The organism is Aeromonas sp. FDAARGOS 1406 (genome assembly GCF_019048565.1).
GTDB classification, from domain to species: domain Bacteria; phylum Pseudomonadota; class Gammaproteobacteria; order Enterobacterales; family Aeromonadaceae; genus Aeromonas; species Aeromonas caviae.
In genome coordinates this window covers 2,166,948-2,191,005 of record NZ_CP077378.1, presented here as the reverse complement: position 1 = coordinate 2,191,005, position 24,058 = coordinate 2,166,948, and the positions used below count along the sequence as shown (strand labels likewise).

The 24,058-nt window shown below is 61.1% G+C and carries 22 protein-coding genes, 1 pseudogene and 1 riboswitch; of the genes and pseudogenes, 12 read left to right on the top strand and 11 right to left on the bottom strand.

The window, feature by feature from the left end; genetic code table 11:
* Positions 1-7: 7 nt before the first annotated feature.
* On the bottom strand, positions 8-772 hold the full coding sequence (gene znuC, locus I6L36_RS10285) for a zinc ABC transporter ATP-binding protein ZnuC (RefSeq protein WP_109111741.1): 765 nt from the start codon (positions 770-772) through the stop codon (positions 8-10).
* A 94-nt stretch (positions 773-866) separates the two neighbouring features.
* Between znuC and znuA the strand changes: the two genes are divergently transcribed.
* Together znuA and I6L36_RS10275 are read left to right on the top strand one after the other, a co-directional pair.
* Complete coding sequence (gene znuA, locus I6L36_RS10280) at positions 867-1,805, top strand: zinc ABC transporter substrate-binding protein ZnuA (protein ID WP_109111742.1); 939 nt, start codon at positions 867-869, stop codon at positions 1,803-1,805.
* A 76-nt stretch (positions 1,806-1,881) separates the two neighbouring features.
* On the top strand, positions 1,882-2,556 hold the full coding sequence (locus I6L36_RS10275) for a transglutaminase-like cysteine peptidase (protein ID WP_109111743.1): 675 nt from the start codon (positions 1,882-1,884) through the stop codon (positions 2,554-2,556).
* On the opposite strand, the gene I6L36_RS10270 is transcribed toward I6L36_RS10275, so the two are convergent.
* Both I6L36_RS10270 and I6L36_RS10265 read right to left on the bottom strand, forming a co-directional pair.
* The gene (locus tag I6L36_RS10270; protein WP_109111744.1) at positions 2,551-3,492 is read right to left on the bottom strand and encodes a TAXI family TRAP transporter solute-binding subunit; all 942 of its coding nucleotides are present in this window, start codon (positions 3,490-3,492) and stop codon (positions 2,551-2,553) included. The two genes, I6L36_RS10275 and I6L36_RS10270, sit on opposite strands and share 6 nt — an antisense overlap.
* Positions 3,489-4,799 carry a LapD/MoxY N-terminal periplasmic domain-containing protein gene (locus I6L36_RS10265; protein WP_109111745.1) on the bottom strand — a complete coding sequence of 437 codons (1,311 nt, stop codon included), beginning with the start codon at positions 4,797-4,799 and terminating at the stop codon, positions 3,489-3,491. The genes I6L36_RS10270 and I6L36_RS10265 overlap by 4 nt, the downstream gene beginning before the upstream one ends.
* A 270-nt stretch (positions 4,800-5,069) precedes the next feature.
* Here I6L36_RS10265 and mepM point away from each other — a divergent pair, with 270 nt between their 5' ends.
* Positions 5,070-6,407 (top strand): murein DD-endopeptidase MepM, encoded by a 1,338-nt coding sequence (gene mepM / locus I6L36_RS10260; RefSeq protein WP_109111746.1) that lies wholly within the window; start codon positions 5,070-5,072, stop codon positions 6,405-6,407.
* Between the two features lie 63 nt (positions 6,408-6,470).
* Here the strand turns inward: mepM and I6L36_RS10255 are convergent, their stop codons facing one another.
* Positions 6,471-7,415, bottom strand: coding sequence for a D-2-hydroxyacid dehydrogenase (locus I6L36_RS10255; protein WP_043152907.1), 945 nt, complete (start codon positions 7,413-7,415; stop codon positions 6,471-6,473).
* Between the two features lie 161 nt (positions 7,416-7,576).
* Here I6L36_RS10255 and I6L36_RS10250 point away from each other — a divergent pair, with 161 nt between their 5' ends.
* From I6L36_RS10250 to I6L36_RS10240, 3 genes and pseudogenes are all read left to right on the top strand, one after another.
* A complete protein-coding gene (locus tag I6L36_RS10250) occupies positions 7,577-8,158 on the top strand; it encodes a YjaG family protein (protein WP_042864483.1) in 582 nt (193 codons plus the stop codon).
* Positions 8,159-8,383: 225 nt separating this feature from the next.
* Positions 8,384-9,727, top strand: a pseudogene (locus I6L36_RS10245) (potassium channel family protein).
* Positions 9,728-9,964: 237 nt separating this feature from the next.
* Positions 9,965-10,564: a Yip1 family protein gene (locus I6L36_RS10240; RefSeq protein WP_109111747.1), complete on the top strand. Its 600-nt coding sequence runs from the start codon at positions 9,965-9,967 to the stop codon at positions 10,562-10,564.
* 109 nt (positions 10,565-10,673) lie between these two features.
* Here I6L36_RS10240 and I6L36_RS10235 read toward each other — a convergent pair whose 3' ends face one another.
* Positions 10,674-11,006, bottom strand: coding sequence for a hypothetical protein (locus I6L36_RS10235; RefSeq protein WP_039039727.1), 333 nt, complete (start codon positions 11,004-11,006; stop codon positions 10,674-10,676).
* 382 nt (positions 11,007-11,388) lie between these two features.
* On the opposite strand from I6L36_RS10235, the gene I6L36_RS10230 reads away from it, so the two are divergent.
* The gene (locus I6L36_RS10230; RefSeq protein WP_109111748.1) at positions 11,389-12,882 is read left to right on the top strand and encodes a histidine-type phosphatase; all 1,494 of its coding nucleotides are present in this window, start codon (positions 11,389-11,391) and stop codon (positions 12,880-12,882) included.
* A gap of 53 nt (positions 12,883-12,935) precedes the next feature.
* Here I6L36_RS10230 and I6L36_RS10225 read toward each other — a convergent pair whose 3' ends face one another.
* Complete coding sequence (locus I6L36_RS10225) at positions 12,936-13,811, bottom strand: DMT family transporter (RefSeq protein WP_109111749.1); 876 nt, start codon at positions 13,809-13,811, stop codon at positions 12,936-12,938.
* Between the two features lie 96 nt (positions 13,812-13,907).
* Here I6L36_RS10225 and I6L36_RS10220 point away from each other — a divergent pair, with 96 nt between their 5' ends.
* Positions 13,908-14,366, top strand: a complete 459-nt coding sequence (locus tag I6L36_RS10220; RefSeq protein ID WP_039039724.1) for an Lrp/AsnC family transcriptional regulator — start codon at positions 13,908-13,910, stop codon at positions 14,364-14,366.
* An 87-nt stretch (positions 14,367-14,453) separates the two neighbouring features.
* Here I6L36_RS10220 and I6L36_RS10215 read toward each other — a convergent pair whose 3' ends face one another.
* The 4 genes from I6L36_RS10215 to treR form a co-directional block, all read right to left on the bottom strand.
* Positions 14,454-15,074 (bottom strand): sugar O-acetyltransferase, encoded by a 621-nt coding sequence (locus I6L36_RS10215; RefSeq protein WP_029314833.1) that lies wholly within the window; start codon positions 15,072-15,074, stop codon positions 14,454-14,456.
* Entirely contained in the window at positions 15,074-16,738 is a 1,665-nt protein-coding gene (gene treC, locus I6L36_RS10210) for an alpha,alpha-phosphotrehalase (RefSeq protein WP_109111750.1), read from the bottom strand. Before treC ends, I6L36_RS10215 begins: the two co-directional genes overlap by 1 nt.
* Positions 16,739-16,826: 88 nt before the next feature.
* Positions 16,827-18,257 (bottom strand): PTS trehalose transporter subunit IIBC, encoded by a 1,431-nt coding sequence (gene treB / locus I6L36_RS10205; protein ID WP_039039721.1) that lies wholly within the window; start codon positions 18,255-18,257, stop codon positions 16,827-16,829.
* 186 nt (positions 18,258-18,443) lie between these two features.
* Positions 18,444-19,391 (bottom strand): trehalose operon repressor TreR, encoded by a 948-nt coding sequence (gene treR / locus I6L36_RS10200; protein ID WP_041211765.1) that lies wholly within the window; start codon positions 19,389-19,391, stop codon positions 18,444-18,446.
* 134 nt (positions 19,392-19,525) lie between these two features.
* Between treR and I6L36_RS10195 the strand changes: the two genes are divergently transcribed.
* The 3 genes from I6L36_RS10195 (at position 19,526) to ansB (ending at position 21,970) form a co-directional block, all read left to right on the top strand.
* Positions 19,526-20,476 (top strand): AEC family transporter, encoded by a 951-nt coding sequence (locus tag I6L36_RS10195; protein WP_010675784.1) that lies wholly within the window; start codon positions 19,526-19,528, stop codon positions 20,474-20,476.
* A 111-nt stretch (positions 20,477-20,587) separates the two neighbouring features.
* Positions 20,588-20,782, top strand: a complete 195-nt coding sequence (locus I6L36_RS10190) for a heavy-metal-associated domain-containing protein (protein ID WP_109111751.1) — start codon at positions 20,588-20,590, stop codon at positions 20,780-20,782.
* A 129-nt stretch (positions 20,783-20,911) separates the two neighbouring features.
* On the top strand, positions 20,912-21,970 hold the full coding sequence (ansB, locus tag I6L36_RS10185) for an L-asparaginase 2 (RefSeq protein WP_109111752.1): 1,059 nt from the start codon (positions 20,912-20,914) through the stop codon (positions 21,968-21,970).
* A 94-nt stretch (positions 21,971-22,064) separates the two neighbouring features.
* Here ansB and I6L36_RS10180 read toward each other — a convergent pair whose 3' ends face one another.
* Entirely contained in the window at positions 22,065-23,051 is a 987-nt protein-coding gene (locus I6L36_RS10180) for a sodium:calcium antiporter (RefSeq protein WP_162540489.1), read from the bottom strand.
* Positions 23,052-23,140: 89 nt separating this feature from the next.
* Positions 23,141-23,247, bottom strand: a riboswitch (yybP-ykoY riboswitch).
* 191 nt (positions 23,248-23,438) lie between these two features.
* Between I6L36_RS10180 and I6L36_RS10175 the strand changes: the two genes are divergently transcribed.
* Entirely contained in the window at positions 23,439-24,026 is a 588-nt protein-coding gene (locus I6L36_RS10175; protein ID WP_010675780.1) for a superinfection exclusion B family protein, read from the top strand.
* Positions 24,027-24,058: the final 32 nt, after the last annotated feature.

Below are 24,058 nucleotides of genomic sequence, written 5' to 3'. Positions count from 1 at the left end.
GAAGATCCTAGTTGTTGCGAGAGGGCAGGCGGATGACGGGAGCCTGCGGTTCATGATGATGGTGTTCGCCATCGCAGTGGTGATGGTGGGTATAGACCGCCAGCACCTCCCGCTCCGGTCGCCCGAACAGGCGGGCAAATTCCGGGTGCCGGGCCACGCTCTCCGGCTCGCCGTGGCAGCAGACGTGGCGATTGAGGCAGATCACCTCGTGAGTGCTGGCCATCACCAGGTGCAGATCGTGGGAGACCATCAGCACGGCGCAGTGGAACTCGGCGGCCAGCTGGCTGATGAGGGCATAGAGCTCGATCTGGCCCGTGATATCTACCCCTTGCACCGGTTCGTCCAGCACCAGCAGCTCGGGCTTGACCAGCAGGGCGCGGGCCAGCAGTACCCGCTGCATCTCGCCACCGGAGAGCTTCTGCATCCGGTTGTCCAGCAGATCCTGGGCACCGACCCGATTGAGCGCCTCCTCGATGGAGAGGCGGCTGTTTTTGCCAAGTTGCAGGAAGCGGCGCACCGTCAGGGGGAGGGTGGGGTCCAGATAGAGGCGCTGGGGTACATAGCCGATCCGCAGATCGCGGCGCCGGATGATGTCCCCCGAATCTGGGCGGAGCAAGCCCAGCACCAGCTTGCTCAGAGTGCTCTTGCCCGCCCCGTTGGGGCCGACCAGGGTGGTGATTTTGCCTTTGTTCAGGGTAAAGGAGACCTTGTCGAGCACGAGTCGTCCGTCAAATGAGAGACAGACCTCTTTCAGCTCCACCAGTTGGGTCATGACAGCTCCGGGGTTTACAGCCTGTGAGAGTTATAATATAACAGCGACGTTGGTTTGTTATATTATCACACACATACTCCCTGACGAGACCTCTATGCGAATTCTTGCTCTGATCACTGCCCTGATGGCGGTGAGTCTGCCTGTCCGTGCCCTCGAGGTGCTGACCACCATCAAACCCCTGGGCTTCATCGCGGCGGCGATCACCGATGGCGTGAGCGAGCCCGGGGTGCTGCTGCCCACCGGCGCGTCGCCCCACGATTTTTCCCTGCGCCCTTCCGACATGCGCAACATCAAGGAGGCCGATCTGGTGGTGTGGGTCGGTCCCGAGCTGGAAGGCTTCATGGCCAAACCCCTGGCCCGGCATCCTCATGTATTGACCCTGACCCAGGTTCCCGGCATGCCGCTGTACAACTATGCGACCCAGGGGGAACATGACGATCATCACCATGATGACAAGGATCATGACCATGCCGCCCACGACCACGGCTCGCACGACGAGGGCCATGAAGGGCACCACCACGAAGGGGTGGATCCCCACATCTGGCTGGGTCCAACCCAGGCCAAGGTGATTGCCAAGGCGATTGCGACCGAACTGGGCAAGCTGGATCCTGCCAACCAGGCGCGCTATGCCGCCAATCTCGCGGCCTTCGAGGGCAAGGTTGACGCCCTAGACAAGGTGATCGCCGTGCAGATGAAGGCGGTAGATCAGAAGGGCTACTTCGTGTTCCACGAAGCCTATGGATACTGGGAGCGCCACTACGGCATGAGTTCCAAGGGACACTTCACCGTGAGCCCGGAGCGTCGCCCGGGAGCCAAGACGCTGATTGACATCCGCAAGGCGCTGGAAGAGAAAAAGGCGAGCTGCATCTACGCCGAGCCGCAGTTCTCCCCGGCGGTGATCGAGTCGGTTGCCCGCAATACCGGGGCCAAGGTGCTGCTGCTGGACGAAGTCGGCGAGCAGGTGCCGCTCGGTCCGGACGGTTATACGCAATTCATGCAGCAGTTGGCGGACGCCTTCGCCCAGTGCCGCTAGGCCTTGCCCGACATTGACGATAGAGGCGGTGCGGCCAACTATACTGACCTCCAGCATCTGATATGGAGTGTCAGTCATGAAATGGTTGCTCGTCTCTGCCTGCACGCTGACCCTGCTGGGATCCGGCGTACAGGCATCCGGTCTTTCCGAACACATCGCCAGCCCGGAACTCAGGGCAAAAATGCAGGCGGTCTATGGCGCCAGAGCGATCCAGCGGTCCGAGGCCTTCTCTCGTCTGCTGACGCCAAGGGCCGGAACGACGGACCAGCAGAAGCTGGAGCTGGTGAACAACTACTTCAACAACCTGACCTACAGCGAGGATCCCAGACTGTGGGGGGATGATGATTATTGGGCCAATCCGCTGGAGTTCATCGGGGCGAGAGGCGGGGATTGCGAGGACTACAGCATTGCCAAGTACTACACCCTGATGGAGCTGGGGGTCGACGAGAAGAAGCTGCGGCTGGCCTATGTGAAGGCAATTCGTTACAACCAGTTCCACATGGTGACGTTGTACTTCCCGACCATCAAGTCAGATCCCCTGGTGCTGGACAACATCAATGGCCGCATCCTGCCGGGGAGCAAGCGCAATGATCTGCAGCCGGTTTACAGTTTCGATGCCAAAAGCATCTGGATCATGAAATCCCGCCGCGAGGGAACCCTGGCGGGGAGTGCCGATCGCCTGGCCCAGTGGACCTCGATGCAGAGCCGGTTCTCCAGCGAGCATCTGCGCTCCCCCCGTCGCCAGCTATAACTTGCCCGCCGCCTTCAACTCCTCGAAATATTTTCCCGCGCCCGGATGCTGTTCGACACTCAGCACCGGGCCTATTTTGTTGCGCGCCTTGTGAAACAGGTTCGCATAGCCATAGGTCTGTTCGTTGAAACTGGTTTGCTGGCTCAGCATGGCCCGGGTCAGCCGATAGACCTCGTCATCGGGAGTGGCGGCATTGGTCACCAGGGTGGCGGCGATGGCGAAGGTGGGGGTTGCCTTGAGGTTGCCCGGGTAGATGCGTGCCGGCACCTGGCTGCGCTGGTAATACCTGACCCCTTTGAGCAGCTGGTCCCTTACGGGCCCCTCGATCGCCAGGAAGCGCACGGCGCAGCGCTTGGCGGTGTCCAGCACGATGCGGTTGGGATGACCCATGACAAGGCCATAGGCATCGATCTGTTTATTGCACAACGCTTCGGTGAGATTGGCGACGCTCTTCAAATCGAGATCCTGCTCCTTTGCGCCCAGAACATTGAACAGGGCCAATGCCGTTTGACGAGTCCCTGAACTCTTCAGGCCCATGTCGATGGGGGCCAGCTTGAGCTGCTCCAGGGTGGTGATATCCCCATCGGCTCGCACCACTATGGTGAAAGGTTCGGCGTGGGTGGCAAAGAGCGCCCTCAGCTCGGGTTGTGGCTGGGCAGTGAAAGGCCCGGTGCCCTGGCTGGCCTGATAGAGCCAGTCGGACTGGACGAGCGCATAGGGTACCTCTCCCGTTTTCAGCTGGCGGAGATTTTCGATGGACCCGGAGCTGGCCTGTAGTTTGCAGGGCATCGTGGGGTCACTTTTTTTGGCCAGTCTGCAGAACTCCTTGATGACCTGGTAATAGATGCCTTGCTCCCCCCCTGTGCCTATGGTCATGGTGGTCGCGTGCAGGGTCGGTTGCCACAGCAGGGCGAGCAGCAGCAGCGGGATCCTCATGATGCATTCTCCTGAGTGGCATAACCATCGATGCCCCAACTGCGCAGCATGTCCACATCGCTTACGTCGCCGGCTTCCGCCAGCAAGGTGTAGCCGGAAGCATGGAGGCATTGGGAGAGCAGGTTCCAATAAAGGGGGGACTGGGTGAGCTGGCAACTGATGAAGACAGGTCTGATGGGGTCGAGCCTGGCCAGATTGTCGTTGTTCATCGGGATGTTGCTGAATGCCAGCTCAATCCCCTGGGACTGGAGTGCGGTCAGTCGTTCCTCGGCCAGGGGGGGGAAGATCGCCAGATCCCAGCGCCAGTCCAGCGTCTTGCCACGAGCGCTGGTCAGCACGGGGGCAAACTGCGCCCAGTCTGGGTGGCCGAGCAGGCTGAGAGGCAGCTGGAGCCCTTCCGCCTTCTGAGTCAGCCAGTCGTTGAGCAGCCCCCGAATTTCATCCGGCGAACTGTCCGTGGTGGGGGGGGGCTTGGGTAGCAGGCGGCTGTAGAGCCTGATACTCCCCTGAGTGGAGAAGAAATGCTGCTGATAGGTGTTGCCATCGGTGTCGACCAGCCCAACGAGCTTCTGGTGGGTCGGGAGAGCGTCGTGCTTGCCAAGCTGGGTGATCTTGAGCCGCTGTTGCAGCAGGTCCCGCTTGCGTTCAGAGACCAGCTGGTTGATGGAGACAACGACTTCCTGCAATTCGCGAAGCCACGGGGTTGGCAGGTTGCCGCTGAACTGGCGTTTGCGGATCCGGGCCAGTTGCAGACTGATCTGTTCGAGGGGGCGCAGCAGGCGGCGGCACACCCAGGTGATCACCAGGCTGAACACCAGCAGGCCGGCGAGCAGCGCAAGTCCGGTACGACTGATGGCGTTCCACAGATGTTGGTAGGCGTAACCCTTGTGTCCCTCGAGCGTGAGGGTACCGAGAATGCGCCAGCCGTCGGTCAACTCCTGCTCAATCTTGACCGGTGGCATGTCGATAACTGAGGGGAGCCAGCCTGGAACATTTTGCTGTGCGGTGTGGAACACCTTCTGGAACAGCACCTGGCCATCCGGATCCAGCAGAACGACGGAGTTGACGAAGCCTCCGTCGAACATGGCGTTCACTATGGTCTCGGCAAGGACCTTGTCATCGTTGAGCAGAGTGCCCTGCAGCACCAGCCCCAGTGCGGTGATGGCGGTTTCAAGGTTGGCCGACATCTGGTCGAGAATAGACTGTCGTACCGTCGTGATCTCCAGCACGAGCAGCAGCGCGGCGCCGATGGTGAAGAGGATTAGGATGATTACATTTAACAATTTTGCCAATTTTGCCAATGACATACCCACTCCATGGAGATGTTTTTGCAACATTTTCTGGGCCGGAGAGCACCACAACCGGACTTGGTTCTTAAAAATAGAAAAAAATGGCTGAAAATGACGATCATTTCTGCCCATGCTGGAAGGTTATGCATAAAATGTGAGTTTCGTGCATGGAGCTATGAACTTTTTGTAAGTATTTAGGTCTAAAAGCCAGATATTCGGTTTTCATAATAAAAACTCATAAAAACAGACCCACAACCACCACCCTTAGATCTAATAACAGGATAGCGGATGAAACGTCTCCGTCCCTTGGTAGCCCAGGCTGCCAATTGGGAACCCCCGGTTCCCCGCAAGCATTTCTATGCCATGCTATTGCTCACGGCCATGACGCTGTCAGCGGTAGCCGTATTGCCAGCTCCCGGTGACATCCTGGAGCGGCCACTGCGTCTGGAGTTGCCGATCGCCACCACGGGCACCGCAACCAACGAAGACAACACCGACTTCAACGACATTCCGGATCACGAGCTGGTCGAGTCAGCCGCTCCCGAAGACGACATCCCGGCCGATGCCACGCCTCAATGGCAAGATTACCGGGTTCGCAACGGCGAGAACCTGACCACCATCTTCAACAACTTGGGGCTGTCCACCACCACCCTCTACAAGGTGCTGGATGCGGATGCCAAGAACAACTTGGCGCGTCTCAAACCCGGTCAGACCATCGAGTTGCTGATCGATCAGGACAACATTCTGCAGCAGTTGAAGATCCGCCTGAACATCAAGCAGACCCTGGTGCTGGAGCGTACCGACGACACCTATAGCGCCAACATGCTCAATGAAGAGGTGGAGTGGCAACAGAAGAGCTATGACGGTGTCATCAACGGCAGCTTCTACGTCAGCGCCCGCAATGCCGGGATCCCGGCCAACCACATCCAGAAGATTGCCAACCTGTTCCAGTGGCGCCTCAACTTCGCCAAGGATTTGAAAAAGGGTGACAAGTTCAAGGTGCTGGTCCGTCAGGAGACGGTCGACGGCAAGAGTACGGGCAATACCCAGTTGCTGGGGGTCGAGGTGTTCAGCCAGGGCAAGGCCGTGTCAGCTTGGTTGTCGGAAGATGGCAACTATTATGACGGTCAGGCAAACAGCCTGGAGCGCGGCTTCCGCCGTTATCCGACTCACAGCCGTTACCGGGTCAGCTCCAGTTTCAACCCGAATCGCCGTCATCCCATTACCGGGCAGGTCCGGCCCCATGAGGGAACCGACTTTGCCTTGCCGGTAGGCACGCCCATCATGGCGACCGGTGACGGTGTGGTCCTCAAGGCAACCAGCCACCCGCTGGCAGGCACCTATGTCGTGATCAAGCACGGCCGTACCCTGATGACCCGTTATCTGCACCTGAGCAAGCTGCTGGTCAAGCCGGGCCAGAAGGTGAAGATGGGTGACAAGATTGCCCTCTCCGGCAACACGGGCCGCTCCACCGGTGCTCACCTGCACTACGAGGTGCGCATCAACAACCGCCCGGTGGATCCCATGAAGATCAAGCTGCCGATGGAGGAGCCGCTCTCCGGTAAGGACAAGCGTCAGTTCCTCGCCAAGGTGAAGAGCTACCGCAAAGAGATGGAGGCGGGCTGAACGGCTCCCTCCTGACGAAAAAGGCCCCGCAAACTGGCGGGGCCTTTTCATTGCAGAACGGCTTCAATAACCCTTGTCAAAGTCGATCCTGCCGTCCAGCTGCTGACCATCGATGAAGCGGATGTAGTTGCGGATGAAAATCTGGGCCACATCTTCCGGGAAGCTGTAGGCGCTGTTGTGGGGCGTCACGATGAGATTGGGCTGGTGCCAGAGCGGGCTGTCAGCGGGCAGGGGTTCCTGCTCGAACACATCGAGCACCGCCATGGCGGGCTTGCCGGCTTGCAGTGCCGCCAGCAGATCCCCCTCATGGACGGCATTGCCCCTGCCGACGTTGAAGAAGATGGCGCCCGGTTTGCAGTGGCCGAAGCGTTCGGCGGTGAAGAGATGGCGTGTCTCGCGGGTGGCGGGCAGCACGCTGACGATGACATCGGCCTGGGCCAGCATCTTGTTGAGTGCCGGCAATTGGTACACCTGATCGAACCCGGCACGCTCACGGCCACTGTGGCTGATGCCGAGCACCCTCATGCCAAAATGTTTGCCGGTGTGGGCGATATGCTGCCCTATGCTGCCGGTGCCGAGCAGCAGCAGCGTCTTTCCCTTCAAGCCCTGATAGGGATGGCTCTGCCAGACGCCCTGTTGCTGCTGCTCGCGATAGAGTGGCAACTGGCGGGTCAGGCTGAGCAGATGGCCGAACACATACTCGCTCATCAAGGGGCCGAAGATGCCGCGGACATTGGTGAGCAGGTAGTCGCGGCGGCAACTGGCGTCCAGCAGCACGTCGACCCCGGCATAAGTGGACTGGAGCCAGCTGAGCTTGCCGGCCTTGGCCAGCAGCGGCTTGGCCCGGGCAGGCTCGGCCATCAGGATATGAGCGTCACCGATAAGCTGTTCGGCCTCGGCCTGATTGTCGGCCCGAAGAATGTGCAGATGGGGAAGATGGGCCGCCTTGAGCAGGCGTTCATAGTGGCTGTTGTCCTGACTCAACAGCAGCAGGGTACGTTGGCTCATACTCTTGTTCCTTATCGTGTTTATGGCAAGGCGAGAGGGATGCTGTCTCCATCTTACCCCAGTTGATCGGGCAAGATAGTCGAGCAGGGCGCTTTTTCATTTTTAGACGGGGCCCTCGTGGGCTACAATCTGCCCCACATTTTGCAAAGGATCCGACTCCAGTGTTTGGTGACAAGTTTTATAAGCGACTGGCCGAGCTGCAGCCCTGGCAGCAAACCGTCTATACCCTGGCGCTGGCAGAGCGCATGTACCCCAACTATGTGCTCTTTACCCAGGCCTCCGGTTTCGGGGATGCGAGGGCATTCCGTCACGCGCTGGATCAGATGTGGAACTACCTGACGGTCAAGGGATCCCGCGTCAATCTTGGTGCCATTCTGGAAGCGTTTGAAGTCTACATTCCCGATCCCCGCAAGTTTGAATCCTACGGCGCCTATCCGGCACTGGACGCCTGCGTGGCGCTGGGTTGTGCCTACAACTCGGTGATCTGCCGGGTGGGGGAAGAGGCCAACGACGCCAGCCATGCGTCTGTCGGCACGGTCGCCGGCTTCATAGAGATGCTGGAAGAGCGGGATCTCAGCGATGAGGAGCTCTATGAGCACGAGTACATGGAGGCCGAGCTGGAGTTCCAGGTCGAACTGCTCAAACGGGTGGCCCATGAACGGGACAGCGATCGCATCCTTGCCATCCGCGCCTTCGCGGCCCAGGACGGCGTCTCCAACATCGGCATCAGCCTGGAGGCGTAACGCCATCGCGTACTGCCCATAGAAAAAGCTCCCGGTCGGGAGTTTTTTTTATCTCTGAGCGTTCATTTTTTGGTGTGTGAGAAAGCATTTATGCATTTTTTTCAAATGGTTAACTTTTTTTCTCCTGATTCTTAGGGGCCATTCGTTGCTGTTGTAAGCTCGCTTCTATTGGTTGCACTTGACAGAGAATCACCGACGAGAACATCTCCATTACTGAGGTCATCTATGAATGCAACAGAGCTTTGGCTGCTTTCCCCCGAGCAATTCAACGAGTGACGGCGTGAGAACGATTATCCCCGTATCTGGGCGCTGCTGGTGGCGTCGCTGCCCCATTTCGACGACTGGATGGCGGAGCAGAAGATAGAAAAAAGCGTGATCTTCCAGATCGGCATCGCCCGCTTCATCAGCTCCCGCTGCGTGCTGAGCCTTTGTGTCTACATGAGCGACGACAAGGTCCGCCTGTATGAGAGCGCCTCGAGTGCACTGGAATCCCTGCGCAAGAGCGGCCTCATCCGCTCGGAGACCCGTTTCGAGCCTTACAGCATGTGGCTGGCGGGAAAACATGGCAATGACGAGGTGAAACGGGTGCAAAGCCTGCTTTCGGTCTCGGAGAACAACAAGGGGGAGGCCCAGGTGCTGGGCAAGCATCGTTTGCTCAACATCGGCGGTGTTACCCTCAAAAGCCCCATCATCTCCGGCCGGTTGCTCGATTTTACCTGTCTCGACGAGCTCTCTCTCGATGGGGCCGTCAACAACTCCAAGGTTTATCTGTGGCACTGCTCGGCCAAGGGGGTCAGGGTCAATGGCGGGGTGATCGGGCTCGATCTGTTCGACTCCCTGCTGTGGGACCACAGGGCCTGGGCCAAGAAGCGGGAGCTGGCGCTGGAGGACGGGGTCTTTCAGGACTTCACCATAGAGTGCGAGGAGATCCGCTTCCACTCCTCCCGGGCGGTGCTGAAAAACTTCAGCGTCAGCGCCAAGAACTTCGATGCCACCATGGAGCACACCAACCTGGACAAGGTGGAGGTGGTCTACAACGACAATGGGCGGATCGACCACAACGAGGCGAGCAAACTCTATCGCAATGCCAAGCGTCTCTTCTCCAGCGTGGGTGACACCGTCGACGCCGGCGAGTGCTACTACAAGGAGAAGCTGCACGAGATGAAGTCCCTGGCGAGCCCGCGGGAGCTGTTCCGGGAGCGCTGGTTGCGCAGCGGTCCGATGACGAAGTGCTGGCTCTCCCTGTTGTGCTATCTCAAGTACGCGGGCAAGTTCATCAGCTTCATCACCTGGGGGTTTGGGGAGCGTCCCATCAGAAGCCTGCTGATGTCGATGGGGGTGATCCTGCTGGCGACCCTGACCTATTTCCTGGCACCGGAGTCTGCAACCCACGGCCATCTGGGGCGCTCCCTCTATTTCAGCATCGTCACCTTCGTGACCCTGGGTTATGGGGACATCTCCCAGACCTCCTCGCCGCTGCAACTGCTGTCGGCCATCGAAGCCTTCTGCGGCATGTTCCTGACCGGTCTCTTCCTCGCGGGTTTTGCCTCTAAAACCAAGCAGTATTGACGGGAGCGCCGACGGCGGGTGCCATCAGTGCCCGCCTCCGGTGCCCTCCTGCTGTCTTCCCATCCCTCCCGGCTGTCCCGGCGACCTTGCTTGACGCAGCGGCGGTGGAGCGACTTTATTTAAAGTCATCGCATGCCATGACAAGCGATGGCGCCACCAGCGCCCGGACATGACGCAATCAGAGGAGAAAGCCCGGTATCGATCCGCCAACCACCGATGTAGAGAAGGAATAACGCTATGATATTGAATCACTTATGGGGATTGTATGCCCATCCCCACACCGAATGGCATACCATAGACGAGCGGCACGACAGCTTCACAAACAGTCTGACCCACATCCTGCTCGTGGCCCTTATCCCTCCCATCTGCGCCTACTATTCCGCCGTTCACATCGGCTGGAGCATCGGGGTCGGCGATCCCATCACCCTGACCGCCAACAGTGCATTCAAGCTGTCGGTCGCCATGTACGTGACCCTCATCATCGGCGTGCTGGCACTCTCCTATCTGGTGCACTGGATGGGGCATACCTTCGGCTCGGATCCCAGCTACACGACCTCGCTGGAGCTGGCGGCCTACACCTCCACGCCACTCTTCATGGTGGGCTTCTCCGCTTTCTTCCCGCATCTCTGGTTCGTGATGCTCATCGGTTTGGTCGGGCTGACCTATTCCGTCTACCTGCTCTATATCGGCGTGCCCATCCTGATGCACATCACCAAGGAGCAGGGATTCATCTACGCCAGCTCAGTGGTGACGGTCGGCCTGGTGTTGCTGGTCTGCGTGCTGGCTGCCACGGCCATCCTGTGGGGATCCGGTTTCGGTCCCGTCTTCACCCAGTAGCCGTGCGTGCCGACGGCAACGACGACAAGGGCGCCTTGATGGCGCCCTTGTCGTTGATCTCTCGCCTGGTCGGCGTGTCTAGACCAGGGAGGGACGTCGTCTGCGTTGATCAGCGGGGATTGCCGCTGCCGATGCCGAACGGGATGCGGTAATCGCTGCTCTGATCGCCGAGGCTGACGGTCAGGTTGCCCTGGGCGCGACTCGGGATCTGTACCTGCTGGGTACCCATCAGGTTGGCGTGGACGGAGGCCACCAGATCACCGGATTCATCGCGCACCTCCAGCATGGGGTTGGCCTTGCCGGCCATGGCGGCGCTGGCATGCCAGTTCACGAACAGCACACCCGGGGTGGCGTTGAAGTCGGCGGGGACGGAAGCCTGGGCAACACCGGCACTCATCAGGCCTGCAACGGCCAGCATCTTGATCACGTTTTTCATGTTCATTCACTCTCTTGGTTTTTATGTCATTGGCAAGGCCTGACAGGCCTGCATCAATGCATCCTTGCAAGAGGTCATTCAAATGGTGTGTTGTTTTGTCACGGATGTTTGTCGCCCATATATATGAGGGACTGCCATGAACGACCAATTGTTTTGCGGCTTGGCGCTCCTGCCTAAGCGATGCGTGAATATTAAGCGCCTCACCCGGTCATTGTTAGCGAGATAAACTGGCCTACACGTTCAAAAAATATGAATGATGTTTTGTGGGGGGACATAGACGGGTTGGAGGGGAGTCACCCTTCCGGAGAGAGGTGCATGTCCCAGACCTGACACCAGATTGTCACATCCGGTGCGTACTGTGCGGCTTCATTTTCACACTGGTTCAAGGATGACTATGTTTCGCGTCTCTTCCCTTGCCGCCTGCGTGGCGGCCACCCTGCTGAGCGGCTGCAATTCGGGCAACGACTCCTCCTCGCCTGCCGTCGGCGACTATCAATACAGCACCAAGGCGGTCTATGCCGCCCGTCAGGCAATGAACAGCTATGAGGTTGCCCCTGAAGGCTTTAGTCCCGTCTTCACCGAACTGGTGGCACGCCATGGCTCCCGCTCGCTGTCCAGCCCCAAATACGATGTGCTGACCAAGCTGGTGTGGGAGGAGGCCGCGAGACAGGGTGCCTTGACCGAGCTGGGCCAACTGCTCGGCGCCAAGGTGGACGCCGTCACGGCCGCCAACCAGACCCTCGGCTATGGCCTGCTGAGTGCGCTCGGCAAGGAGGAGCACGCCAACCTGGCGACCCGGCTCGCCGAACGGCTGCCCACCCTGCTGGCCACTGAATCGACTCCCCTCTGCCTCAAGGTCGAGACATCGGGCAAGGATCGCGCCAACGAAAGCGCCTACTTCTTCATGCAGAGCCTGGCCAAACGGGTCTCTCTGGTGACCGACAGCCCCGACTGTTACGTAAGCCAGGAGAACCCTTCCGAGATCGACAAGGGGCTGCGCAACAAGTTCGAGCTCTACTTCCACAAGACCGAGCCGCAGGGGGAGTACACCCGGTATCTGCCCACCTTCCAGGCCTATCAGGCCTTTGTCGGGGACGAAGACAACGGGGTGGCTCCCGCTCCCGAGCTGACCGAGGCCCTCGATGCGCTCAAGGCCCTGCCCAGGACCCGGGTGATGGCCCGCGAGATGCTCGAGCGTCTCTACAGCAAGGCCTTCGTCGACGAGCTGGCCGCCGGGGTGGATTACGTGGCGGTGAATCCGGAAGACGGCGGCAAGACCCATGTGCGCGACGAGGTGGACGCCGCCCTCATGCTCTACAACCTCTTCATCATCGGCCCGGGGATGATCCGGGAGGCGCAGGCACAAGGCGGGTCCTGGGATCTCGAGCAGTTCATCACGCCAGAGGAGTCTGCCTGGTTCTCCTACCTTTCCGATGCCGAGGACTTCTACGAGAAGGGGCCGAGTGTTGCCAGCCAGAGCGCCACCTACGCCGTGGCCCAGCCCCTGCTTGACGGCCTCTTCAACGAGGTTCAGACCCAGGTGGTGGAAGAGGCGGGTGAGCATGTCGCCAAGCTGCGCTTTGCACATGCGGAGACCCTGATCCCGCTGGCGGCCCTGATGAAGCTGGAAGGGAGCCGCCAGAGCGCCCAGCCCGGCGTGCTGATGAGCCAGGAAAACAACGAATGGCGTGGCGGCTGGGTCTCTCCCTATGCGGCCAACATCCAGTGGGATGTCTACCGCAACGAGGCCGGCCGGGTGCTGGTGAAGATGCTTTACAACGAGAAGGAACTCGCCTTCAAGGCAGGTTGCGCCCCCATTGCGGTGGGCAGCTTCTTCTATGACTTCGGCGAGCTCAAACGCTGTTACGACTACTCGTCCTGACGCTCTCGTGCCATCCCCGGGGCCGGTCATCGCCGGCCCCGATTTTTTTTGGTTCAGGCGGAGCCGGCTTGTCGACGACCCGCCTGCCAGGTGGTGCCCATGGAGGCGGCGATGATGGCGGTTATCCCGAGCCATTGGGACGGGGGCAATTGTTCGCCCAGCCATACCAGTCCCATCAAGGCTCCCATGGCCGGTTCACCGCTGGTGAGAATGCCGTAGCTCTTGAGGGGAAGGCGGCGTAGGGCAAACATCTCGAGAGAGTAGGGGATGGCGCTCGAGAGCAGCCCCACCCCGATGATGGTGAGGATCACGGGGACGGTGAATGACGCCTCGATCGCACCCTCCAGCCCGAAGGGCAATACCAGCAGGGTGCCCACCCACATGCCCAGCGCCGGAGCCTGTGCGCCCAGCAAGGCTCCTGCCCGCTTTCCGGTGAGCATATAGAGCCCCCAGAAGAGGCCAGCCCCGAGAGCCAGTGTGGCACCCAGGGGATCGATGGCCTGCTGTGTTGCCCGCAGGGGCAAGAGCAGCAGCAGCCCGGCGATGGCCAGTATCAGCCAGATGAAGTCTGCCCGGTGGCGTGAGGAGAGCAGGGCTACTGTCAGGGGGCCGATGAACTCGATGGCCAGGGCAACACCGAGGGGAATGCGTGCGATGGCGAGATAGAAGAGCAGGTTCATGGCCCCAAGCGACAGGCCGTAGGGGATGGCGCCCAGCAGGGTGCGTCGGTCGAGGGGGACACGCCAGATGCGAAACACCAGGGAGAGAAGGAGGGCGGCGCACCCCAGCCGGAACAGGGTCGTGCCTGCGGCTCCGAGCAGGGGAAACAGGGATTTGGCCAGGGAGGCGCCGAGGGTGATCGACAGCATGGCGAGCAGGACGGCCAGAAGAGAGGAGAGGGCATTGGGATTGGGTTGCATGGTATTCATACCGGGCAGGACGATGGGCAGTAAAATATATCTGGAGACTTGGGTAAAACCGGTCTAATACTGGCCTTGTGCGATAATTTTTATCTAATGAACCCCATGACCGACAAATTTGATCTGCTCATCCTCGCCGAGCTGCAACAGGATGCCCGTCTGCCCACGCCGGAGCTGGCCCACAGGGTCGGTCTTTCCGCCCCAGCCTGCTACCGCCGCGTCCGCGCCTTGCGGGAGTCCGGTCTCATCGAGCGGGAAGTGGCGCTGGTGGCACCGTCCACCATGGGCTGGCCCATCACCATGCTGGTGCTGGTGACCCTGGAGCGGGATCATGGCCGCATCGTCGATGAGATGATCGCCAGCCTGCAGCGGGAACCCGAGGTGATGGATCTCTGGTATGTGACGGGGGAGCAGGACTTCGTGCTGCAAGTGGCCGCCAGGGACATGCAAAGTTACGAGCAGTTCACCCGTCGGGTGCTCCATGCCAGGGACCAGGTGCGCAGTTTCAAGACTCTGGTGGTCATGGGACAGCACAAGCGTTGCGGCGCCTTGCTGCCCGGGTAAAGAGGGGGTTGCGCCGAAGCCTTGCAGGCATTGCGGGAGCGCCGTCAGGGAAAGGAACAGGGGCAGGTACGGCCTGCCCCTTCTGTGTCAGCCAGGTTCCCCGGGCGCCAGCTCCTCTGCCGTCATGGGGCGCAAGACCCGGCAGGGATTGCCGACCGCCACCACGCCTGCCGGAATGTCTCTGGTGACAACGGACCCCGCCCCGATGACGCTGTTGTCCCCTATGGTGACGCCCGGGCAGATGACGACGCTGCCCCCAATCCAGACGTTGTTGCCGATGCGCACCGGCTTGCCGAACTCCACCCCCTTGATGCGCGGCGCTACCGCCACCGGGTGGGTAGCGGTGTAGATCTGCACTCCGGGGGCCAGCAGCACGTTGTCGCCTATGTGTACCTCGCACACATCCAGGATGGTGCAGTTGAAATTGGCGTAGAAATTCTCGCCGACAAAGATGTTGGCGCCATAGTCGCAGAAGAAGGGGGGCGTGATGAAACAGCGTTCTGCGCGGCCACCCAGCAGGCGGGTGAGGCGCTCATCCCAACCAGGGGCATCGGTTCGCTCCCGGTTCAGTTCTCCCAGCAGGGCGCGGCACTGCTCCCGCGCAGCCCGCAGTTCGGGGTCCCCTGCATCATAGGGCGCTCCCGCCACCATCTTCTGCCACTCGGGGCCACGCACGGCGGGCCGCTGCACTGTCGTTGCGTCAGTCATCATTGCTCCATCAGCCAGATCAGGGATTCGTAAGGGCGCAGCTTGCAGGATTGCGGGCGGGCCGGGCTATCCGGGTAGTTGCCAAGCAGCAGTCGCCCCTCCCCGCTTTGCAGCTCGGCAGGCAGGGCAAATTCCACCGGCTCGCCGTAGAAGTTGCTCACCACCACCAGAGTCTGGCCGCCGGCGCGGCGGACATAGGCCCAGATCTGCGGGTGCCCTGCCAGCAGCTCCTGATAATCCCCCTGAGTGAAGATGGGATGGCTCTTGCGCAGGCGGATCAAATCCCGGTAGTGCCAGAACACCGAGTGCTGGTCGGCCAGCGCCGCCTCGGCATTGATCTCGGAATAGTTGGCGGCAGGCTTGAGCCAGGGCGTCCCGCTGGTGAAACCGGCGTTGGAGGCCGCGCTCCACTGCATCGGGGTGCGCGAGTTGTCCCGGGACTTGGCGCCGAGAATGGCGAGGATCTCGGCCTCGCTCATCCCTTCCGCCTGCTTGATGGCGAAGATGTTGCGGCTCTCCACATCCTGATAGTCATCGATGCGCTGATAACCGGGGTTGGTCATGCCGATCTCCTCCCCCTGATAGATGTAGGGCGTCCCCTGCAGGCCGTGCAGCGTGCTGGCCAGCATCTTGGCGGCGACCACCCTATGCTCGCCCTCATCGCCGAAACGGGAGACGATGCGCGGCTGATCGTGGTTGCACCAGAAGAGCGCCGACCACCCCTTGCCATGCATACCGCTCTGCCAGTGGTTGAAGATGCGCTTGAGTTCGAGGAAATCGAACGGGGCCTTGGTCCACTTGTCGCCGCCCGGGTAATCCACCTTGAGGTGATGGAAGTTGAACACCATGGAGAGCTCGGAGCCATCCAGCGCGCCATAGCGCTGGCAGTGTTCCAGGCTGGTGGAAGACATCTCGCCCACCGTCATGGCCCCCACGGGGGCGAAGACGTCGCGGCTCACATCCTGCAAAAATTCGTGGATGCGCGGCCCGTCGGTGTAGAAGCGGCGGCCATCCCCCACCTCGTCGTCAGGGAATGCCTGATCCTTGGAGATGAGGTTGATGACGTCGAGGCGGAAACCGTCGACCCCTTTTTTCGCCCAGAAATGGATGATCTTCTTCACCTCGGCGCGCACGGCCGGGTTCTCCCAGTTGAGATCCGCCTGCTCGCGGGCAAAGAGGTGCAGGTAGTACTGGCCGGTGGTCGGGTCCAGCTCCCAGGCGCTGCCGCCAAACTTGGATTGCCAGTTGTTCGGCACGCCGCCGTCCACCGGATCTTTCCAGATGTAGTAGTCGCGATAGGGGCTGTGCTTGTCCCCCAGCGCCGACTTGAACCAGGCGTGCTCGGTGGAGGTGTGATTCACCACTATGTCCATCACGATGCGGATGCCGCGCGCATGGACGGCGGCCAGGAGCGCTTCGAAATCGCTCATGGTGCCGTAGGCCGGATCAATATTCAGGTAGTCGGCGATGTCGTAGCCGTTGTCCACCTGGGGGGAGACGTAGACCGGGGTCAGCCAGAGGGCATCGACGCCGAGGGTCTTGAGGTAGTCGAGGCGGGCCATGATCCCCTTGAGATCACCGGTGCCACGGGCGCCGGAATCCTGAAAGCTTTTGGGGTAGATCTGGTAAATCACGGCGCTTTGCCACCAGGGTGTCTGTGTCATGGTTGGTTCGCTCATTGGTTGAAACCGGATTAGTTGGAACAGGGCAACGATAAAGGGCGGAGCCAGGGCTCCGCCAAGGTTGTGTGGATCAGGCCGTGGCCAGATCCAGCTTGCCGGCAGCTTGCTGGCGCTTGTAGACCAGCAGGGTCAGCAGGGCGGGGACCACGATGGCCACCAGCATGGCGATGGCGTAGATGCCCCAGTATTGCGGCTGGATGGAGAGGATGCCCGGCAGGCCGCCCACCCCGATGCCGTTGGCCATCACACCGGCGAAGCCGCAGATGAGAGCCGCACAGCTTGAGCCCACCATGGCGCACAACATGGGGAACTTGTACTTGAGGTTGATGCCGTACATGGCCGGCTCGGTCACCCCGAGATAGGCGGAGATGGCGGCCGGGACCGAGATCTCCCGCTCGTTCTCCTTGCGGCTGATCAGGATGATGCCGACGACCGCAGACGCCTGGGCGATGTTGGAGAGGGCGATCAGCGGCCAGATGGGGGTGCCGCCCATGCTCTGCATCAGTTGCAGGTCCACCGCGTTGGTGGTGTGGTGGATGCCGGTGATGACCAGGGGCGCATAGAGGAAGCCGAACAGGGCTGCGCCGATGGGGGCAAACGAACCCGTCATGGCCGCCTTGGCGGCAAAGCCGACGCCGTCACCAATCCAGCGGCCGAACGGACCGATCAGGGCGTGGGCCACGATCACCGCCAGCAGCAGGGAGATGAAGGGCACAATCACTAGGTAGAGATAGGCCGGGATGATGCGCTTGAGGCTGGTCTCCACCCAGGCGAGGAAGACACCCGCCAGCAGGGCCGGAATGACCTGGGCCTGATACCCCACCTTCTGGATGACGAAGAGGCCGAAGTCCCACACTTCCGGGGTCTGCTGGCCGATGCCATAGGCGTTCATCAGTTGCGGCGACACCAGCGTGATACCCAGCACGATGCCGAGGATCTCGGAGCCGCCCATCTTCTTCACCGCAGACCAGCAGACACCCACCGGCAGGAAGTGGAAGATGGCTTCACCCAGCAGCCAGAGGAAGGCGTGCACCTGGGCCCAGAACTGGCTGATCTCGGTGAGGGTGTGGGTGCCGTCGTCGAACATCTTGATGTCGCCGATGACGTTGCGAAAGCCCAGGATCAGACCACCGGTGATGATGGCGGGCAGCAGGGGGACGAAGATCTCCGCCAGGTGGGAGATGCCGCGCTCCAACGGGTTCATGTTGTGGCGGGCGGCCTGCTTGGCGGCCTCCTTGCTGCCACCGCTCACGCCGATCTCCTGGGTGAGCGCCTTGTACCACTGATCCACCTCGTTGCCGATCACCACCTGGAACTGGCCGCCCTGGGTGAAGCTTCCCTTCACCGAAGGGATGGTCTCGATGGCCTTGGGGTCGGCCTTGGCCGGATCGGCCAGCACGAACCTGAGCCGGGTCAGGCAGTGGCTGACAGTGGTGATGTTCTCTTTGCCGCCGATCCGCTCGATCAGCTGCGCCAGATGCTGTGTGTTGACTTTTGACATGAGCCTTCCCTCTGTGACTCCATGAATAATGGTCGTGTCTTTACCGGCTGGCCAAGGACCGCCCGTTTATTGGTATCGTTCCCAATCAGCATGAAGCCAGTGGCTGGCATCGGCAATGGGAACGTTCCCAATTCGTGGCGCTGGTCACAAAAAGCGCAAAACGCCGGGAATGGAGGAAAAGATAGACTACAGGGGCTGACAGGGGGCGATGGTCGCTCTGGGGGGCTGCCCCTCTTCAATCTGGTCGAGCAGCTGTCTGGCGGCCAGGATGCCGGCGTCCTTGTAGCCGAAATCCAGGCTGAGGGTGTTGGCAAAGAGGAAAGTCAGCATGGGATTGCTGCCAAGGCCGCTCACCAGGATGTCGGTGCGACCCTGCTCCTGCAGGTATTTGGCGGCGCCGATGGCCAGGGTGTCGCTGGCGCAGACCATGGCCTGGGTGGTGGGGGTGAGCAGCTCGGCCGCGAGCCGATAGCCGCTTTGCAGACCGAGATCCCCGAGGGCGCTGCGGGGTGTGCGCCCCTGTTCCCGACAGTAGTCGAGGTAAGCCTGATGCCGACGCAGCCCAGTGGTGAGATCGCTGCGTTCCACCCCGAGATAGGCGACCTCGGTCAGGCCACGCTCCCCGAGGTGGGCGAGCACGGCGCGCACCGCCCCGTCATCGTCGAAGCAGACCGACGAGAAGCCGGGGCGCTCGCGGGCCATCAGCACCAGTTTCTCCCTGAGCGGCGCCATGGCGGCATAGTCCAGATCGTTGAAGGCAAACAGGATGATGCCGTCCACCCCGCGCCGCTCCAGCACCGCCAGGTGCTCGCTCACCTTGGCGGGGGAGAACTTGCTCTCCATCAGCACGGCGTCGTAGCCACGCTGGTAGAGGGTCTCCAGCATGCCGCGCACCGCCTGATTCTCGGAGCTGGAGTCGAGGCGCGACACCACGATGCCGACCACCTGCTGGCTCTGGCTGCGCATGGCCCGCGCCGATTTGCTCGGGACGAAACCGTGCTGGGCGATCACCGATTCGACCCTGGCCCTGGTCTGGGCATTGACCTTGGGATCCTGATTGAGCACCCGGGAGACGGTCGACTTGCCGACCCCGCTGAGGCGAGCGATATCGAGGATGGTCAGTTTCTTTTCCATGGGGGATCCGTGACAGGGGAGGGCGACAACCGGGATGCAGACATTGTTGTGATTAACTCCTGTGAATACAAGCCCATGGCGTTAGAATGCCCTTTCCCAGGCGACTTTCTTCGCCGTTGCACAGGACGCGCATCATGGATCTGTTGGCAAGTCTGCACTTCTCCCTCTCCATCACGGGCCCCATTTGTCTGGTGCTGGTACTCGGCATCTGGCTCAAGCGGCTGGGTCTTTTGCCCGACAGCTTCGTCGAGTCAGCCTCCCGTCTGGTGTTCCAGGTCACCCTGCCAGCTCTCTTGTTTCTGAGCATGGTGCGCACCGATTTTTCCACCATGCCGAGCCCCTGGCTCATCCTCTACGGCCTGCTCGGCACCCTCGCCGGTTTCCTGGTGCTGGAGGTGCTGGCGGCCCGTTTCATCAGCGAGCAGAAACTGCGGGGCATCTTCGTGCAGGGCAGCTTTCGCGGCAACATGGGGATCATGGGGCTGGCCTATGTGCAAAACGCCTACGGCCCGGAGGGGATAGGGGCCGCCGCCCTGCTGGTGGGCTCCATCACAGTGCTCTACAACATCCTCGCGGTGATCACCCTGACCCGCAGCCTGGGGGGCGGAAAGGGGCTCACACCCATACTCAAGGGGATCGTCAAAAACCCCCTCATCATCGCCATTCTGGCGGCCCTGCCTTTCGGTCTGCTCGGCATCGAACTGCCCCAGCTGGTTATCAGCACGGGCAACTATTTCGCCAACATGACCCTGCCACTGGCCCTGCTCTGCACCGGTGCCAGCCTCAACCTCAAGGCCCTGCGCGGCGGCGCCATGCTGACCGGCTGGGCCACGGTCAACCGGCTGTGCTGCATCCCCGTGCTGCTGGTGCTGGGGGCCTGGGCGCTCGGCTTCAGCCCGCAGGCCCTCGGCATCCTGTTTCTCATCAGCTCTACCCCCACCGCCGCCGCCAGCTATGTGATGACCCGTGCCATGGGCGGTGACAGTGCCCTCGCGGCCAACATCATCGCCACCACCACCCTGGGCTCGCTCGTCACCACCAGCCTGGGGGCCACCCTGATGAACTACCTGGGACTGATGGGGTGATGGGGCGCCGCCATGATGCACGACCTGGGGTTGACGGGATCGGCATTCACCCTTGACCTTGCCGGAGGCGGCAGCTTTAGGCTGATGTCACATCGACAGAGGAGAGAGCCCATGACCATCGAACTCACCGTTACCGGCATGTCTTGCGGCGGTTGCGCTGCCAGCCTGCGAAAGGCCCTGCTGGCCCAGCCAGCAGTCCGCACCGCCACGGTCGACTTTGCCAGCCGCAAGGCCGTCATCGAGAGCGATCTGAGCAAAGCCGAGTTGATCGCCCTGATCGAGGCGAGAGGCTTTCAGGTAGAGTGAATCATCACTTAATTGGTATAAATCAGACTAATATTCTGTTTACTTCTTTTTATTGGTGAGAGTGATCACTTAAATCCCGTTTAAAAAGAATAAAAATGCTGCAATTCCCTCATCCAAAAGGATTGCAGCATGACCCTTCCCATTCGCAAGACCCTGATCGCCGCCGTGCTCGGCCTGACCCTCTCCCCTATGGCTATGGCGCTGCCCAGCGTGCACATTCTGGCCACCGGCGGCACCATCGCCGGGGCGGGCCAGTCTGCCACCCAGTCCAACTACGAGGCCGGCAAGGTGGCCATCGAGACGCTGATCGCCGCCGTGCCCGAGATGAAAAACGTGGCCGACGTGCAGGGTGAGCAGGTGGTCAAGATCGGCTCCCAGGACATGAACGACGAGGTGTGGCTCACGCTCGCCAAGCGCGTCAACGCGCTGCTGGCCAGGGATGACGTGGACGGCATCGTCATCACCCACGGCACCGACACCATGGAGGAGACCGCCTACTTCCTCAATCTGACCGTCAAGAGCGACAAGCCGGTGGTGCTGGTGGGCGCCATGCGCCCCTCCACCGCCATGAGCGCCGACGGCCCGATGAACCTCTACAACGCCGTGGTGACCGCCTCCGACCCCGCCTCAAAGGGGCGTGGCGTCATGGTGGCAATGAACGACACCGTGCTGGATGCCCGCGACGTCACCAAGACCAACACCACAGGAGTGCAGACCTTCGCCTCCCCCAACTTCGGCCCGCTCGGCTACATCCACAACGGCAAGATCGACTACCAGCGCAGCCCGGCCCGTCTGCATACCAGCAAGACCCCGTTCGACGTGAGCAAGCTCGACAAGTTGCCCCAGGTCGGCATCGTCTACAGCTACGCCAACGCCTCGGACCTGCCGGCCAAGGCGCTGGTGGATGCCAAGTTTGACGGCATCGTCAGCGCCGGGGTGGGCAACGGCAACCTCTACCACTCCCTGTTCGACACCCTCGCCAAGGCGAGCAAGGACGGCATTCGAGTGGTGCGCTCCGCCCGCGTGCCGACCGGCTCCACCACCCTGGATGCGGAGATCGATGATGCCAAGTACGGCTTCGTCGCCGCCGAGACCCTCAACCCGCAGAAAGCGCGGGTGCTGCTGATGCTCGCCCTGACCCAGAGCAAGGATCCGGTCCAGATCCAGCGCTGGTTCCAGCAGTTCTAAGACCTCGGCTCGGCCTGATTGACACTACCCCGTGAGATGAAGGGCAGGATGGGATCCTGCCCTTTCTTGTTGCGCCAGAGGCAGATGCCGGCCCTCAGCTCATCATCAGCCAGCCGCATAAACTCAGGTAAACCAGTCCCACCAGGGCGAGCCTGCCCGCCGTCATCCGCTCCCGACTGAACCCCCTCCACAGCAGCGCGACCGCCAGCAGCGTCACCAGGGAGGAGGCCATCATGGTGCTATCCAGCAGCCAGGGGGTGAACAGCAGGCAGAACGCCTTGGGAATGGTGCCCTGGATCATCATGGCCCCCGAGATATTGGCCAGTGCCAGCCGGTGTTTGCCCTGCCGCACCCAGATGAGCACGTTCATCAGCTCGGGCATTTCGGTGGCCACCGGGCTCAGCAACAGGGCCGCCAGCACCGGAGAGAGGCCGAACAGCTCGCCCATGCTCTCCAGCTGGTGAACGAACAGCTGAGCCGCCAGCGCCACCACACCGAGCGCCATCAGGGTTTGCAGCAGCACCTTGCCGAGCGCCGGGATCCTGGCGTGCGGATCCAGCTTGAGGGGGGAGGGCAATTCGGCATCGTGGCTGTCGGTCTGTTTCAGCTCACGTCGCACATAGAGGAGGTAGATCAGCACGAACAGGGGGGCCAGCCAGGTTTTACCGGTGAAGGCCACCATGCCAAGCAGCACGGCCAACAGGAAGATGCCAGCAAACCAGGTCTGATCGCGGCCTATCTCCCGCTGCACCTCGCCATTGATGGCTCTGTGCTCCCGGCTCATGCACAGCAGCAGGGTCACGCCGACGGCAGCATAGCCTATGGTAGCCAGCACCAGCGGGCCGCCGAGGGCAGCACCTATGCCTATCTGCTGCTGGGCGGGGGCATCCTCCATCAGCAGGGCGGTCAGGGTGACGATGCATTCGGGCAGGGCCGTGCCGAGGGCGGCCAGCAGAGAACCGGTGGCGCTTTGGGACAGTTTGAAATGATGGCCGGTCCATTCGATGCCGTTGACGAAGTATTCGCAGGCCAGATAGATGGTGACGGCAGAGATCAGAAATAACAGCAGGGTGATCAGCATGATGAGTAACCGCCAGGCGAGCAGAACAACCGATGGACCCGATACGGCTCGCCCGGCTGGCGTGCATATCGAGGCCAAAGGTCTTGCAGGACGACAGGTGCTATCGCCGCCCATGCCATGGATCTGCGGATCCAAGAGTGTTGACATGGGCCCTGCCCGGATTTCGGGCGGGTTGCTACTCCCCAGTGACAGTGCGGGCTTTTTACCAAGTGGCTCGGTGAGGCGCAAGGCCAACAGGAGATGATCCGCGCGACAAGTTGTAAAAGGATGTGACAACCCCCTCGACTCTCCCGTCCGGGATCCTGATCTTTTTACGGGGATCCTTGTGCTGGCACAGCGATTGCTACGAGTTGGCTACTGTCCACATTGACTTGGGAAGGGTGAACGATGAAACGGTGGATCCAACATTTTTACCAGCTTAATCGCCTCAACTGGCTGATGGTCTGGCTGCTGCTCTGCTGCAGCATCATCCTGCTGTTTCCGGCCGGATTGATGAAAGGTGCCGTGAGCCAGTGGGCCACGGCTCATGCGGCTTGGCTTGGGGTCGGCATGTTGATCGCCATCTCCTATTTCTGCAGTCAGGGCTTCCTGATCGCCTGGGAGTGGGCCTGTGACGAGTGGCAGTCCCGCCGCCAGCAGGATCAACTGGCCCAGATGATTGGCTTCCTCGACTTCAACGAGAAGGCGGTGCTGCGGGAGTTCGTACTGCAACGGAAAAGCGTCATAAACCTGCCGATCACCGAACCCGCCGTCAAAAACCTGATGGATGCCGGCGTGCTCACCTACGCCTACGGCAAGCCGACGCGAGAGAAGGAGGACGAGAACCAGATCCGCGCCCTGATGATCGCCCTGCCAGCGCGCCCTCTGCTGACCTACAAGGTTCTGGGGCTGTCGCGGGGCAAGATGAGCGACGAGCAGGTGGAGCAGATCATGAATGCCAGGCCCAAATTCGCGCAGAAAAGCCTCCAGCGCTGACCTTCTCCCCCCATGAAAGAAAAGAGCCGGAC

Coding starts and splice junctions, on each gene's coding strand:
- znuC (WP_109111741.1), bottom strand. CDS start 772: ATGACCCAACTGGTGGAGCTGAAAGAGGTCTGTCTCTCATTTGACGGA.
- znuA (WP_109111742.1), top strand. CDS start 867: ATGCGAATTCTTGCTCTGATCACTGCCCTGATGGCGGTGAGTCTGCCT.
- I6L36_RS10275 (WP_109111743.1), top strand. CDS start 1,882: ATGAAATGGTTGCTCGTCTCTGCCTGCACGCTGACCCTGCTGGGATCC.
- I6L36_RS10270 (WP_109111744.1), bottom strand. CDS start 3,492: ATGAGGATCCCGCTGCTGCTGCTCGCCCTGCTGTGGCAACCGACCCTG.
- I6L36_RS10265 (WP_109111745.1), bottom strand. CDS start 4,799: ATGTCATTGGCAAAATTGGCAAAATTGTTAAATGTAATCATCCTAATC.
- mepM (WP_109111746.1), top strand. CDS start 5,070: ATGAAACGTCTCCGTCCCTTGGTAGCCCAGGCTGCCAATTGGGAACCC.
- I6L36_RS10255 (WP_043152907.1), bottom strand. CDS start 7,415: ATGAGCCAACGTACCCTGCTGCTGTTGAGTCAGGACAACAGCCACTAT.
- I6L36_RS10240 (WP_109111747.1), top strand. CDS start 9,965: ATGATATTGAATCACTTATGGGGATTGTATGCCCATCCCCACACCGAA.
- I6L36_RS10235 (WP_039039727.1), bottom strand. CDS start 11,006: ATGAACATGAAAAACGTGATCAAGATGCTGGCCGTTGCAGGCCTGATG.
- I6L36_RS10230 (WP_109111748.1), top strand. CDS start 11,389: ATGACTATGTTTCGCGTCTCTTCCCTTGCCGCCTGCGTGGCGGCCACC.
- I6L36_RS10225 (WP_109111749.1), bottom strand. CDS start 13,811: ATGAATACCATGCAACCCAATCCCAATGCCCTCTCCTCTCTTCTGGCC.
- I6L36_RS10220 (WP_039039724.1), top strand. CDS start 13,908: ATGACCGACAAATTTGATCTGCTCATCCTCGCCGAGCTGCAACAGGAT.
- I6L36_RS10215 (WP_029314833.1), bottom strand. CDS start 15,074: ATGACTGACGCAACGACAGTGCAGCGGCCCGCCGTGCGTGGCCCCGAG.
- treC (WP_109111750.1), bottom strand. CDS start 16,738: ATGACACAGACACCCTGGTGGCAAAGCGCCGTGATTTACCAGATCTAC.
- treB (WP_039039721.1), bottom strand. CDS start 18,257: ATGTCAAAAGTCAACACACAGCATCTGGCGCAGCTGATCGAGCGGATC.
- treR (WP_041211765.1), bottom strand. CDS start 19,391: ATGGAAAAGAAACTGACCATCCTCGATATCGCTCGCCTCAGCGGGGTC.
- I6L36_RS10195 (WP_010675784.1), top strand. CDS start 19,526: ATGGATCTGTTGGCAAGTCTGCACTTCTCCCTCTCCATCACGGGCCCC.
- I6L36_RS10190 (WP_109111751.1), top strand. CDS start 20,588: ATGACCATCGAACTCACCGTTACCGGCATGTCTTGCGGCGGTTGCGCT.
- ansB (WP_109111752.1), top strand. CDS start 20,912: ATGACCCTTCCCATTCGCAAGACCCTGATCGCCGCCGTGCTCGGCCTG.
- I6L36_RS10180 (WP_162540489.1), bottom strand. CDS start 23,051: ATGCTGATCACCCTGCTGTTATTTCTGATCTCTGCCGTCACCATCTAT.
- I6L36_RS10175 (WP_010675780.1), top strand. CDS start 23,439: ATGAAACGGTGGATCCAACATTTTTACCAGCTTAATCGCCTCAACTGG.